The 13478-nt window shown below is 34.0% G+C and carries 15 protein-coding genes; 2 read left to right on the top strand and 13 right to left on the bottom strand.

Annotated elements, in window-relative coordinates; translation table 11 throughout:
• Nucleotides 1-9: 9 nt before the first annotated feature.
• The 13 genes from CW751_RS01660 to CW751_RS01600 all read right to left on the bottom strand — a co-directional run bounded on the left by CW751_RS01660 (nucleotide 10) and on the right by CW751_RS01600 (nucleotide 11219).
• Nucleotides 10-1635, bottom strand: a complete 1626-nt coding sequence (locus CW751_RS01660; RefSeq protein WP_101333215.1) for an Ig-like domain-containing protein — start codon at nucleotides 1633-1635, stop codon at nucleotides 10-12.
• Complete coding sequence (locus CW751_RS01655; RefSeq protein WP_101333214.1) at nucleotides 1614-2099, bottom strand: GAF domain-containing protein; 486 nt, start codon at nucleotides 2097-2099, stop codon at nucleotides 1614-1616. The genes CW751_RS01660 and CW751_RS01655 overlap by 22 nt, the downstream gene beginning before the upstream one ends.
• A 3-nt stretch (nucleotides 2100-2102) precedes the next feature.
• Nucleotides 2103-2687, bottom strand: a complete 585-nt coding sequence (locus CW751_RS01650) for a DUF2892 domain-containing protein (RefSeq protein ID WP_205677765.1) — start codon at nucleotides 2685-2687, stop codon at nucleotides 2103-2105.
• An 8-nt stretch (nucleotides 2688-2695) separates the two neighbouring features.
• Nucleotides 2696-3208 carry a RidA family protein gene (locus tag CW751_RS01645; protein ID WP_240612512.1) on the bottom strand — a complete coding sequence of 171 codons (513 nt, stop codon included), beginning with the start codon at nucleotides 3206-3208 and terminating at the stop codon, nucleotides 2696-2698.
• Nucleotides 3209-3211: 3 nt separating this feature from the next.
• Nucleotides 3212-3793, bottom strand: a complete 582-nt coding sequence (gene purN, locus CW751_RS01640; RefSeq protein WP_101333212.1) for a phosphoribosylglycinamide formyltransferase — start codon at nucleotides 3791-3793, stop codon at nucleotides 3212-3214.
• Nucleotides 3794-3895: 102 nt separating this feature from the next.
• A complete protein-coding gene (locus CW751_RS01635) occupies nucleotides 3896-5572 on the bottom strand; it encodes an FAD-dependent oxidoreductase (protein ID WP_101333211.1) in 1677 nt (558 codons plus the stop codon).
• A 332-nt stretch (nucleotides 5573-5904) separates the two neighbouring features.
• Nucleotides 5905-6561 carry a hypothetical protein gene (locus CW751_RS01630; protein ID WP_101333210.1) on the bottom strand — a complete coding sequence of 219 codons (657 nt, stop codon included), beginning with the start codon at nucleotides 6559-6561 and terminating at the stop codon, nucleotides 5905-5907.
• Entirely contained in the window at nucleotides 6561-7064 is a 504-nt protein-coding gene (locus tag CW751_RS01625) for a T9SS type A sorting domain-containing protein (RefSeq protein ID WP_101333209.1), read from the bottom strand. Before CW751_RS01625 ends, CW751_RS01630 begins: the two co-directional genes overlap by 1 nt.
• Before the next feature lie 80 nt (nucleotides 7065-7144).
• Nucleotides 7145-7768, bottom strand: a complete 624-nt coding sequence (locus CW751_RS01620) for a hypothetical protein (protein WP_101333208.1) — start codon at nucleotides 7766-7768, stop codon at nucleotides 7145-7147.
• A 94-nt stretch (nucleotides 7769-7862) separates the two neighbouring features.
• Entirely contained in the window at nucleotides 7863-8426 is a 564-nt protein-coding gene (locus CW751_RS01615; protein ID WP_101333207.1) for a hypothetical protein, read from the bottom strand.
• Complete coding sequence (locus CW751_RS01610; RefSeq protein WP_101333206.1) at nucleotides 8427-9092, bottom strand: hypothetical protein; 666 nt, start codon at nucleotides 9090-9092, stop codon at nucleotides 8427-8429.
• Nucleotides 9089-10864, bottom strand: a complete 1776-nt coding sequence (locus tag CW751_RS01605; protein WP_101333205.1) for a T9SS type A sorting domain-containing protein — start codon at nucleotides 10862-10864, stop codon at nucleotides 9089-9091. The genes CW751_RS01610 and CW751_RS01605 overlap by 4 nt, the downstream gene beginning before the upstream one ends.
• Nucleotides 10845-11219, bottom strand: coding sequence for a hypothetical protein (locus CW751_RS01600; protein ID WP_101333204.1), 375 nt, complete (start codon nucleotides 11217-11219; stop codon nucleotides 10845-10847). Before CW751_RS01600 ends, CW751_RS01605 begins: the two co-directional genes overlap by 20 nt.
• Before the next feature lie 277 nt (nucleotides 11220-11496).
• Here CW751_RS01600 and CW751_RS01595 point away from each other — a divergent pair, with 277 nt between their 5' ends.
• Nucleotides 11497-12495: a lipoate--protein ligase gene (locus tag CW751_RS01595; RefSeq protein ID WP_101333203.1), complete on the top strand. Its 999-nt coding sequence runs from the start codon at nucleotides 11497-11499 to the stop codon at nucleotides 12493-12495.
• Between the two features lie 25 nt (nucleotides 12496-12520).
• Nucleotides 12521-13456 (top strand): glycerophosphodiester phosphodiesterase, encoded by a 936-nt coding sequence (locus CW751_RS01590; protein WP_101333202.1) that lies wholly within the window; start codon nucleotides 12521-12523, stop codon nucleotides 13454-13456.
• Nucleotides 13457-13478 lie beyond the last annotated feature (22 nt).

The raw sequence follows: 13478 nt of genomic DNA, 5'->3' as shown, positions 1-13478 counted from the left end.
ATTCAAAGCTTATTTAGTCTCAATATCAATAATTTTTTTCTTGGGTTGAGCTAATGTTAAGCTTTTTTTGACTTCCCAATTGGCCCGAACTTGAGATTTTTCAGAAAACCATATTATCTTTTCAGCATCAATATTTTCAAATATAGAGCCAGTACTCCAAACACCATTTTTATCTGTATCGATTAAATAATGATAGCCGTACCTACCTGGTTGTAAAAAGTTAAATTGATGTTCGGTTTTATCTATACCATTAAAAACTGCTTTTCTTACCACTTTTTTGTCTTTGGTAAGATAAAGAATACCATATTTTGGAAGGGTATCAAAAGCAACAATTAAGCTACCTGTTTCTTTTTTAGATTGTAGTGTAAAGTCAATCTTAAGACTATCTGATAAAGTATTATTTATTCCTTCAATTGATTGTGGCAGAAGCGTTATTTCTACTTTTTCAATATCTTTTTTGTTAAATTTTATAGATAAAGTATTTACCGAAAGACTATCAATTTGAAGCGGTATCTCACTTTTGGTGGAATCATTTGTTTTATAAGCAAAAGATTGAATAGCATTTCTATCCATTTTATGGATAGGTTCATTAAACATCAGTTTTAACGTATCGTTTGGTGACAAAACTTTGTTGTTGAGGTTGTTCTTCACCTTTAGCGTTCGTTCTTCTTTGAAGAAGTGTTTTTTTGTAAGCGTGTCACTGTTGTTTTTCTTTATTAAAACACCTTTAAAGTCTACCGAATTTTCTTTTGTTTTATAAAATGCTGTTAATGAATCACGTTTTTTGTTCCATTGTACATATTTGGGTTGAGGGTCTAAAAAGTTAAATTTTTCATTTTGATTAATGGGGCGATTAAATCCAATACACCAATTAACAGCGGGAATTACTTCGCTATTATTTACCTTTATTTCATTTTCTTGGTGAGGCATTAACCTAATTATAGGACCGACTTCAAAAGAAGTGTCGAGTTGGACAGGATCAGCTAAATACGCTCTTTTTTCTGTTGCATCAAGTCGATTGTTGATATTGTCATCTTCAAAAGCATACGCATAAAATACACTATCCTTTATATTTTGAAAAAAAGCAATTCCTTCTTCGTTTGTTGCAGCATAGTATCGTGGTTCAATAGCAGAAGTATCATTTACAAGAACAGAATTATATAACCCAACAGTTACTTTCTTTGCTGGTTTTCCTGTGTAAGCATCCATTACTTGGATAGCTGTTTTTAGGGAATCTAGATAGTTTCCTGTTGAAAAAACATAAGCAATAATAGAATCATTATATTCTGTAATGTCTTTAACAGCCCTATTTAGGTAAATCGTATAAGTAGTATTGGGTTTCCAGGAACCTTCTTTCACATCTAAAACAACCGATTTGCCCTTTATTGAATAATCAAGTTGAACATCTGCGGGTGTAACTTTAATGTTATCCGAAGGTTGGTTAAACTCAATATATTCATCAAAAGGTATTGTTATTTTTTTGGGAGCGGTATTAATACTTCCTATTGGGGGTTGAACTTCATCAACTAAAATCTTGGGTGCAGCATTATCTTTATCACCACCCGTAATTGTTCCTACTTGTCCACATGAAGAAAGTAATACAAAAGCGATACTTATAAGATAGAAACGAGCCATGCACAAATTTTGTTTAAGTGTTTTTCATCTACCTCATCAAAAGCGCTTAATTTGTCATCATCAACATCTAGTACACCTATAACTGCTCCGTCTTTTATGAGCGGAACTACGATTTCTGATTTTGAAAAGCTACTACATGCGATATGTCCTGGAAACTCATCAACGTTGGCTACAACAAGTGTTTTCTTTTCTGCCCAAGATTGCCCACAAACACCTTTTCCCTTTTTTATTCTTGTGCAAGCAATTGGACCTTGAAAGGGACCTAAAACTAGTTCGTTGCTTTCCTTTTCAACGCAATAAAATCCTACCCAATAAAAATTGAAAGTTTGTTTAATAGCTGCAGCCATATTCGCTAAGTTGGCTACACTATTTGGTTCATTAGCACATAAGGATTCTAATTGCTGATGCAATAGCGTGTATTTTTCTTCTTTAGAACCTTTGTGAATATTGAGCTCTTCAGCCATAAATTATCTTTTTCTGGGCATTTTCTTTCTTCCTTTATGCATTTGAGCCATGCGCATTTGATTACGTGAAGCGACCATTCCCATTTGTTTATTCATGGTGCTGATTTGATCCTTCAACATGTTGTTTTTATCCAACTTTTTAGCTTCAGCTAAGAGCATTTTGGCTTCGTTTTTACGGCCAGTTTGCATACATATTCCAGCCAATTGCATTTTAGCTACCGCTTGGTCTTGTTTTGTTCTCAGTCCCATGCTTAATCCTTTTCGGATTAGTTGTTCACACTGAGCAAAACCTATGTCTTGTTGCAAACCCAACATTCCTTTTAGATAAAGCACGTAGGCATGTTGCTTTTTGGGTAAAAATTTCGGGGATTTTATACGGTTTAGCGCTTTCCATGCTTTTTCTTGTTTCCCTAAACGCATTTGGTATAGCGCGATAATTACATTTTCATTACGCCAAAAACTCAACCAAATGAGTGCTAAAGGTAAAATCATTGTAATTCCCCAGCCCCAAGAGCCAATGTAAAACAACCAAACATTAAAAAATAGTGCAGCAAGTGCAATAATAACTCTAATAATAAATCCAATCATAACTTTATTTAATCAATAGTGGCAATACATTTTAATTCAATCGCAATAGGTGTCGGTAGTGAAGAGATTTCAACAGTGGTTCTGCACGGTTGATTTTCTTTAAAGTACTCTGCATAAATCTTGTTGTATGTATGAAAATCACGCTTCATATTTACCAAGAAAACCTGAACATCAATCAATTGATCCCAGCTTGAACCTGATTCCTCTAAAATAGCGCGTACATTGTCAAAAACTTGTCGACATTGTGCTGCAAAATCAAATGTTTTGAAATTACCATTTTTATCTAACTCTAATCCAGGAACGTGAGAATCGGTATCGTCTGAACCTGCTGTTCTAGGTCCAACTCCAGATAAAAACAATAAGTTTCCGGCTCTTCTTGCATGTGGATATAATCCTACAGGTTTAGGAGCCTTATTCGTGCTGAATTTCTCTTGGTTTGACATATTTTTTTCTTTAAGTCTACAAATATACGGATTTGTAATGTCATGAATGAAATTATTAGAAAAGTTAATCGTTTTCATGCATTATGAATCATGTTGAGACCGAATGTATTCTTCAACTACCTTGGCATAATATTGATGTTCTATTTTTAAAACCTTTTGCTGAATTTCTGAAGGGGTATCACCTTGTTCGATCGGAGTCGTTATTTGCGCAAGAGTTTGTCCATTATCATAAATTTCATCTACCAAATGAATGGTAATACCAGAGCTTGTTTCTTTGTTTTTATAAACCGCTTCATGAACATGCATACCGTACATTCCCTTACCACCGTATTTGGGTAATAAGGCCGGATGTATATTTATGATTTGGGTAGGATATGCTCGAATTAAATCAATTGGAATTTTACGTAAATATCCAGCCAAAACAATATAATCAATACCCAGACTTTGCAATGTTTGAGTCAAAAACAAACCGTCTTTTGCTGCTTCATTATTGATAACCATGTGTGGAACACGTTCGTTGAGTTTATTAAGAATACCAGCATTTTCATTATTGGTAAGAAGCAATTCTATTTGAATATCTTCGATTTCCTCAAAATGATTTAATAACTTTAAAGCATTACTTCCTCCACCTGATGCAAAGATTGCGATACGTTGTTTTTCCATAGGGGTAAAACTACATATTTTTAAGGATTTTACTTTTTTAATTTCCTAAAAGATGTATCACAACTCTACAGGGTGGTTCAAATTTATTATTGCGCTAAAATATCATAAGGCAGTTTCTAAAGTTTCTAGTTTTAATCCGTAGGTATTCTTCCAATATTTATATCCGCCAGACAAGTTTTTTACATCGAATCCATTCTGCATTAAAATACGTGATGCCAGATATCCCCTTAATCCGACTTGACAGAATATGTAAATTGTTTGGTTTTTTGGGAGCTGGTCTAGCTGATTTCTTAATTCGTCTAATTCAATATTCAATGCATTAGGAATTGTGCCTTCCTCATATTCTTTTGGAGTGCGAACATCCAATAAATATTCTGTCTCCCCTATTTGTAAAGCATCTATGGGATTAAAAATCGGCATAACCTTATCCATGATGTTATTGGCTACAAAACCCGCCATGTTTACGGGGTCTTTTGCTGAAGAAAATGGTGGTGCATAAGCTTGTTCAAATTCCATTAAATCTTCAACGATTTGTTTGTTTTGAACGTATATTGAGAAAACATCGATGCGTTTATCGACACCTTTGTCTCCCATTACTTGCGCACCTAACAAAACACCCGTTTTTGGATTGAAAGCAATTTTGATTATCATTTGTGTGGCACCTGGATAATACCCAGCATTGGAGGAACCATGTGTCACGGACGTAATGTGTTTAATGTTGTGGTGGGTTAACATTCGACTATTTGAACCCGTCGCACCAATTGTTTTACCAAATACTTTTACAATGGTTGTACTTACAGAACCTTTGAATTTTTTCGTATTTCCATTCACGATATTATTTGCGCAAATTCGACCTTGTTTGTTGGCTGGTCCTGCTAAATAAATTGGATATGATGCTTTACAAACAGGATGATGAAATTCAATTACATCGCCTACTGCGTAAATATCTGTATTCGAGGTTTGCATAAACTCATCAACTAAGACACCGCCTTTTTCTCCAATTTCTAATCCTGCAGCTTTGGCCAAGAAATGATTCGGTTGAACACCTATGGAAAGAATGACTAAATCGGTTTTAAAGGTTGTTCCATTTTCAAGTAGAATGGTTTTAGAACCATCAGCGTTATTAATTATTGCAGATAATCCATTGTTTACATCTACAGTAACTCCATTGGCTTCCATTTCAGATTTAGCCATTTGCGCCATATCTTCATCCAAAAAGGTGAGCACTTGAGGTGCACGTTCAATCAATCGGGTTTTTATTCCTAAATGAGTTAAATTCTCCATCATTTCGATGCCGATGAATCCACCGCCAACAACCGTGGCGTGTTTCACCTCTTTATGCTCAATTACGGACTTTACTAAATCTGTATCATGTACATTTCTTAAAGTGAAAACATTTTCTGAATGAATACCCGGAATTGGTGGTTTAATGGGAACAGCGCCAGTTGAAAGCACCAATTTATCATAACTTTCGGTGTAGGTTTGTTGTGTGTCTAAATCTAAAAGTGAGACTTTCTTTTCGGCTGGATGAATTTCAATTGCTTCAGTTTTTACTTTTACCTCGATATTGAATCTCTTTTTAAAAGAAGCTGCATCTTGAATAAATAACTTATTTCTATCCTGAATGACATCTCCAATATAGTAAGGCAAGCCACAATTTGCATAAGAAACATAATCGCCCTTTTCGATCATTATAATTTCTGCAGTTTCATCTAATCTTCTTATACGTGCAGCTGTACTTGCTCCACCGGCTACAGCACCTATTATTATATATTTCATTCTATTCTGTTTTAATCGATTTTTTGACGAGAACAAAGAAAAAGACAAAGTTGTCCTCAAAACATGATATTGGTCACTTTTAAAGGTGAGTGAATTCAAGAATGAGAGATGTGTTACAAATGTTACTTCCAACGCATATACGCTTACCGTCTTTTGCGCAAGAGAGTAGGATAAAAAGGATTAAAGTAAGGTATGTGGCTATTTTTTTCATGGAACTATGATTTTAATTTTCTCCTTTCTTCCGTCAACTAGAGAGACATGCACAAAGGATGTTTCCTTTTTACATGAAACTCCAAAGAAGAAAAGAAGAGTTATAAAAATTTAATTTTTCATTAATAATCTAATATATACGTGGTTGTATCGTTTTCTGTAACCGTAAAGTAATCGATACCTGTAGTTGTGCCGCTTTGTCTTAAAACTCGCCATTCAAATGTGTAGTTGCCAACTGGTATGGGGTTATAACCACCAGGAAAAGAAACACAGCCCTCAACAAACGTAATTTCTGACCAATCGGAATAATTTCCAAAACCTCTATATATATATATGTCAGGATTGTCTGTGTAATAATATTTATACTGCATTTTGTCACCTGCTCCATCACAATTGATATTATTTGTTGGCACAATAGCGCTACCACAAGTTAAAAAATCGAAATCAACCATATTATTTTTTTCATGTTCCAAATAATGCTGCACAAGACCACCGTAACAAATATTGTCAGGCTCACTAACACCGAGTACATATTTGCGATTGTTCTTCATTTTTAAATTAAAGGAAGCCTGGCCATTGGCATCTAAAAACCCTGTGGCTACAATTTTAGATTTCGTTTCTTGAAAAGGTGTCCATGATTCTGCAACTGCGTATTCTTGACCAGCATAGGCTGTTCCATCACCGGTGTTGTAATCTTTGGCTTGGATAACTACGGATGTCTCTTTTTTGCATGAGGCTGCAAAAAAGAATAAGAGACTTATAAAAATTAAATTTTTCATTAGTGTATTATTAATTTTGTTGTTTGCATTTCTTTTACTGTTTTATAAACGACAAGGTACAAGCCATTTCTCAGCGATATATCAAGACGCGTTTGTGTTTGGTTAACTACTTGCTCAGAGTATAATTTACCGTCTAATCCATAAATATATAATTTACCATTAGGATTTTCTTGATTAATTTCAAAAGTAAAATCACCCGAATTGGGATTTGGAATCAACTTGATTTGTAACACCTTACTTATACTTGGTTTTTCAGTGTGTGTTTTCGTTGTATTTTCATTGTCATCGTCGGAAGAATCAGAAGAACCAGATTTAGCATAATCTCCATAACAGTTACTTGAACCATCTATAAATGCATGAAAAGTACTACCCGCTTTGGAGTGAAAGCCAGGTTTGATCAAAACAGATTTCCCTCCATAGACGGTAATATTCCCCGTTTGCTCAATGATAAAAATAGGTGCGTATCGAATGGATTCTTGCATTATTCTGTTATTGCTTTTCATCTTTATTTTCTCTATTGAAACAATAAAACAAGAAACATTACTGAAGTCATAAAAACTATAATATCGAGTTGATTTATTTCTCAATAGTTAATCTCGTACATCCTTTGTTCTCCTTCTTGTAAATAAATAGTGTCATAATATGTCGATGTATTACCTGAACGAGTAACTTCCCAGCGGTAGTACTGCTCTCCCATTGGAACAGTTGAGTACCCGTTTGATTCCCAATAGACACATCCATCATGCTGCCAACCGAAATCACCGTCTATTGAGCCTATTTGATTCTTTCGATAGAGAACAAACTTATCGCTTAGTCCTTGACAATTCACGTTATCAATTTTAAGTTTTATATAAGCACATTCTGCATATTCAAAAATTACATTATTATTTTTTTCATGATCTAAATAGTGCTGCACAAGACCGCCATAGCAAATATTATCGGGTTCACTTACTCCCAAGACATATTTTCTATTATTCTTCATTTTTAAATTAAACGAAGCTTTTCCATTGGCATCTAAAAATCCTGTGGCTACAATTTTAGATTTTGTTTCTTGAAAAGGTGTCCATGACTCCGCAACAGCGTATTCTTGTCCTGCATAGGCCGCGCCGTCACGGGTAATGTCTTGTGCTTGGATAACGACAGCTGTCTTTTTCTTGCATGAGGTTGCAAAAAAGAGTATCAATAAGATATATATTAAATGTTTCATTAGTATTCTATAATATAAGTGATTGTGTCATTTTCTAAAATTGAAAAGTATTCTGTACCAGTTGTTGTGCCACTTGTTCTGATCGCTTCCCATTCTATTGTATAGCTACCATAAGGTACATCTCTATAAAAAGGTTCAGCATTTGAATAGTCTTGGCAACCAAAAATTGCTTGATTATACCACTCCGAAAGCGTACCAAATCCTTTATATATATATCGGGGTTACTAGAATAATAAAATCTAAACCTAAATTCATCCTCTTCTCCTTGACAATCAATATTATTGCTTTTAATATCTACATAACCACAAGCTAGAAAATCAAAATCAACCGTATTACTCTTCTCATGTTCCAAATAATGCTGCACTAGACCGCCATAACAAATATTATCAGGTTCACTAACACCGAGTACATATTTGCGATTGTTCTTCATTTTTAAATTAAAGGAAGCCTGGCCATTGGCATCTAAAAACCCTGTGGCTACAATTTTAGATTTCGTTTCTTGAAAAGGTGTCCATGATTCTGCAACTGCGTATTCTTGACCAGCATAGGCTGTTCCATCACCGGTGTTGTAATCTTTGGCTTGGATAACTACGGATGTTTCCTTTTTACATGAAACTCCAAAGAAGAATAGAAGACTTATAAAAATTAAATTTTTCATTTAGTATTCAATTAAGTAAGTCAAAGAATCATTTTCAGTAATTGTAAAGTTATCAATTCCTGTTGTTGTGCCGCTTGTTCTTTCAACCATCCATTCAATAGTGTAATTTCCTACAGGTCTACTATTGTAAGATACTGCATTTGAATAGTCAATGCAACCTTCCAAGAACTTATTTTCTTGCCAATTATAATTTGCGTCGATATATCCTGTATATATGTATATATCTTTATCATCAGTATAATAATATTTATATCTAAACTTGTCGTTTGGCCCTTCGCAATTGGTATTTACCCTTGGTAAATTTATATAACCGCAAGCTAAATATTCAAAATCAACCAAATTATTTTTTTCATGTTCCAAATAATGCTGCACAAGACCACCGTAACAAATATTGTCAGGCTCACTAACACCGAGTACATATTTGCGATTGTTCTTCATTTTTAAATTAAAGGAAGCCTGGCCATTGGCATCTAAAAACCCTGTGGCTACAATTTTAGATTTCGTTTCTTGAAAAGGTGTCCATGATTCTGCAACTGCGTATTCTTGACCAGCATAGGCTGTTCCATCACCGGTGTTGTAATCTTTGGCTTGGATAACTACGGATGTTTCCTTTTTACATGAAACTCCAAAGAAGAATAGAAGAGTTATAAAAATTAAATTTTTCATTGGTTAATTATTAATTTTGTTGTTTTTATTTCTGTTCCTGTTTTATACACGACAAGGTACAATCCATATTTAAGTGATAGGTCAAGTTTTGTTTGGTATTGGTTGACAGCTTGCTGATAATATAGTTTACCTTCTAATCCATAAACGTATAAAGCTCCTTTAGGGTTTGCTTGGTTGACTTCAAAAGTAAAATTACCCGAGTTGGGGTTGGGAATCAACTTAATTTGTAAATCCTGACTAATACTTGGTTTTTCCGTATGGGTTTTTGTTGTATTTTCATTGTCATCGTCAGAGGAGTCAGAAGAACCAGATTTAGCGTAATCTCCATAACATTCACTTGGACCATCTATAAATGCATGAAAAGTACTACCCGCTTTGGAGTGAAAGCCAGGTTTGATTAAAACAGACTGCCCGCCAAAGACGGTAATGTTCCCCGTTTGTTCAATGATGTAATCTCCAGGATTTGTTTTTGGAGTATTGTTATTCCCTATAATAACTTGATCCCTTGATTTATACCAAGCCTTATACTCGTAACTTGAATTTTGAACGTGATTTTGACCGATTACTTTATTCTGAAGCGGTACAATATACCCCTCCACTTCATCATTTAAAAAATCACGCAAATTATGGTAATAATATTGATCGTCATTGCCACTTAAATGGTCTTCTAAGGTATTACCCATAACGATGTGATCCCAGTTAAAATCATCTGCATAAACTGCTTCGAAAGGAGTGATGTCAAAATGATTATTTGGATTTGCTAAATGAGGATAACCAAAGATGTCTGATTTAATATTTAGGCCTAAATTTAAATAAGAATCAAACATCAACCCCTCATTCTGCAAATTAAAATAAAGGTCATTATTTTTCCAAATCTCAGGGTTAATTGCTAGAGCTGAAACCAAAGGCATAAAACTCATTTCATCTTTATAGTGCTGGCTACCCAGAACTGTTCCACCGGACCTCAAAATAGCTACTGCTCCACCTGTTAAACCATCGTAGAACATTGTTTTATAACCACCTTGTGCCATATCCCATTCGTAATGTTTTTGAAAATTATACAATTTTCTGATGTAAATTGGTATGCCTAGAAAAACATAAAAATCATTTCTACTAAAACTAGATTGAGGAGAAGTACTAGAGTATTTAGACGCCCACAATTTCCTATTCACCATACCGGGTTGAAATCCTAAAACAGGAACATAAAATGAACTAGGCGCATGCTGAGTAAACAATTTTTTTCCTGGATGCAAACCCCACTTTGCATTATAATCCTCCTTGTAACTTCCCATTGAAACAGCAATGTTCCTAGAAAAAGAAGGAAATGTCTTCCGAGTATCTGTAGAATGGGTATAAGCATGTTGAAAATTATTTTTAAGTTCATTCTGATAGTTGACTGCGGCTTGATCAGGATGTGGAATTAAGTCTTTAGAGAACAAGCCTGAACTAGACAGCTCATTGCTATTATATATACTATACAATCCCATGTCGCGCGAGGCAGGATCAACCAAACTAAGATTCGCAAGCGCAGCAATTATATTGGTATTTTTAAAGGTCTTGTATGTGGCTTGTGTAAAAAGCGGAATATTTGCACCATGCTGTGGTGAATCAAAAGGAATATACAACTTTGTATGATGATGCATGCCACCGTTTTCCATGTGTTCTTTCTCTAATTTCATCAAAGCATATCTCGCTTTTTGCCCTCCCATGCTGTAGCCAATTACAACATTTTCCCAATCTTCATCAGGGTAATTATTTCCCTTTATAATCAAAGCCTAGACTGTAGTATTCTTTATAATCATAACTCACTCCAGCCCATATAGATCCAAATCGCCCTGCACTCAACTCAAATTCTCCATTTTCGTTTGTATTGGTTCTCTTTATAGTTTTAAAATTGTTTTTATATAAGTACATTTTCTTTTCTGCCATTGGTTTATTGTTTAATGGGCTAATTACTCTGCCTTTAATGGTTACATTCTTTCCTATTTTTGTACATCCTACAAACCCAAAACTGAAGAGTAATAGGATGATTATGATTTTTGTATTTTTCATAATCGTATGATTTTTTGAGTTTCCATGCGTTTTCCATTCAGGATTGGCTTGTGAAAAGCCTGCATTGTTGTTCATAAAAATGGCGGTTTATAGCACGAGAGCTAATCGTTTAACGGTTGGTATGTATGCGTGTTTCATAATAGTTGGTTTTTTAGTTTAAAGTAAATATAAAGCCATTTGTATTTAAAAACCAAATATTTAACAAATGGGAAAATTCAGATGAACGTTTGTTTTAAGGTGTTTATATTCCTAAACGCTTTTATTAAGAACAAATAATTGTTTTGCTTCTGCATTAATTAAACTTGATTGTTACAGGCAAGATGACTACTTTTATTCATAAAATACTCAATTAATGATTTACGTAGATAACGAAAATATAAATGACCCAAGGTTAAACTTGGCATTGGAGGAATATATCGCTCGACATTTTGATCCTAAAAATGATTATTTATTGTTTTACATAAATGCACCGTCAATTATTATTGGTAAAAATCAAATTACGATAGAGGAGGTGAATCAGGCGTATATTGATAGACATGATATTCAAGTTGTTCGCCGTATAAGTGGTGGTGGTGCTGTTTATCATGATTTTGGAAACTTAAACTTTAGCTTTATCACGAATCATGATGTAAAAAAACTGCATAATTTTAAGAAGTTTACAGCGCCTGTAATTAAGGTTCTTGATGAGATGGGAATCAGTGCAGAACTTAAAGGTCGGAATGATATTTTAATTGGAGACAAAAAAATATCAGGAACAGCACAATTTTCGACAGGAAAAAGAATGATAAGCCATGGAACTTTGCTATACGACACAGATTTAGGTGAAGTAACTAATGCGTTAAATGTTAAGCAAAGTAAATTAGAATCGAAAGGACATAAATCAGTGCGTAGTCGTGTTGCTAATATTTGTGAGTTTTTAGATGAACGTATAGAAATCAGTGAATTTAGAAAAAGGTTGCTAGAGGGTTTGTACGCGGGGAATACTGCTTTTACGAAATATCAGTTATCAACCAAGGAATGGGAAGCAGTGCATCAATTAAAAAAGGAAAAATACGATACATGGGATTGGAATTATGGTCGTGCACCGAAGTTTAATTTTCAAAACAGTGCCCGTTTTCCAATAGGAGAAATTGATATACGTATTCTTGTTGAAAAGGGTCGCATTAAAGAAGCGCACATCTTTGGTGATTTTTTTGGAAAAAATTCAGTTGCGGAAATTGAATCAAAACTACATGGAATTCCTTTTGAGAAACAAGCAATTGATCATGTTCTTAAAGGTATTGATCTAACTCAGTATTTTGGAAACATTGAACATCAAGCGTTTCTATCGCTGTTTTTTCAGAACGATTAAATATCAATGTATTAACGCTATAATTATGTCTTTTAAATTATTTCAGGTCACCTTTGCAGTGATTCTTTTTCTTGGAACATGGCTCACCGTTAGTTCGTGTTCTACACCAACAACTAAAGATTTACCAGTAAAAACACTTGTTTTAGGACATAGGGGAATTGGAATACATGAAAATGAAGGGCATATTGAAAATACAATTTCTGCTATTCGGGAAGGACTTCGTTATGCAGATGGTGTTGAGGTAGATGTACAAATGAGCCTTTCTAAGACCCTTTGGCTATATCATGATGATGTTTTTACGCATTTATGTGACTCGTCTCAAGATATGTTGAATAATTATAAATACAATTGTATTCTACAAACCCCTGATAGTCTAATAGAACAATTACATATTTGTCGAGAAGGAGCTAAAGACAAGATTACCCGACTTTCTGAACTGTTCAAAGAGATTTCAAAATCTGAAAACAGTAACAAGTTTATTTCCTTGGATATAAAAGGATATTTTGATTCCACTTGTGTGCAAACAAAAAATGTAGATACGTATTATCAAACTGATTTAGCTAACGAACTTTATCGTTTAATAAAAAAGTATAGCGTAGAAAAACAAGTTGTCGTTCAAACGAATTATTCAACCGTTCTTTCAAAAATAAAAGAAAAAGACTCAAGCATTGCATGCTATTATTTGATTTTTCAAAACATGAAAGAAAAGATGAAATATGCAAAAGAATTATCATTAGATGGTTTGTCTTTAAATATGTTTGATACTACTTTAAATAAAACAGAACTCAATCGCGCAAAAACTAATGGGTTAAAAATAGATTTTTGGACAATTAGAACAAAAGAAGACTTTAAAAAAGCTATGGATTATCGTCCTAATTTCATTGAAGTCAGCAATTTTGATTTGTTACGAGAAATATATCATACGGATACGTTAAATGATAACTCTCTCCTTCGCAATTAACTTCGTTGTGGACTAAAGCCAT

The sequence above is a fragment of the Brumimicrobium salinarum genome (assembly GCF_002844555.1).
In the GTDB taxonomy this organism is placed as follows: domain Bacteria; phylum Bacteroidota; class Bacteroidia; order Flavobacteriales_D; family Crocinitomicaceae; genus Brumimicrobium; species Brumimicrobium salinarum.
The sequence above is the reverse complement of the archived record's forward strand: the minus strand, read 5'-3'. Positions and strand labels throughout refer to the sequence as shown.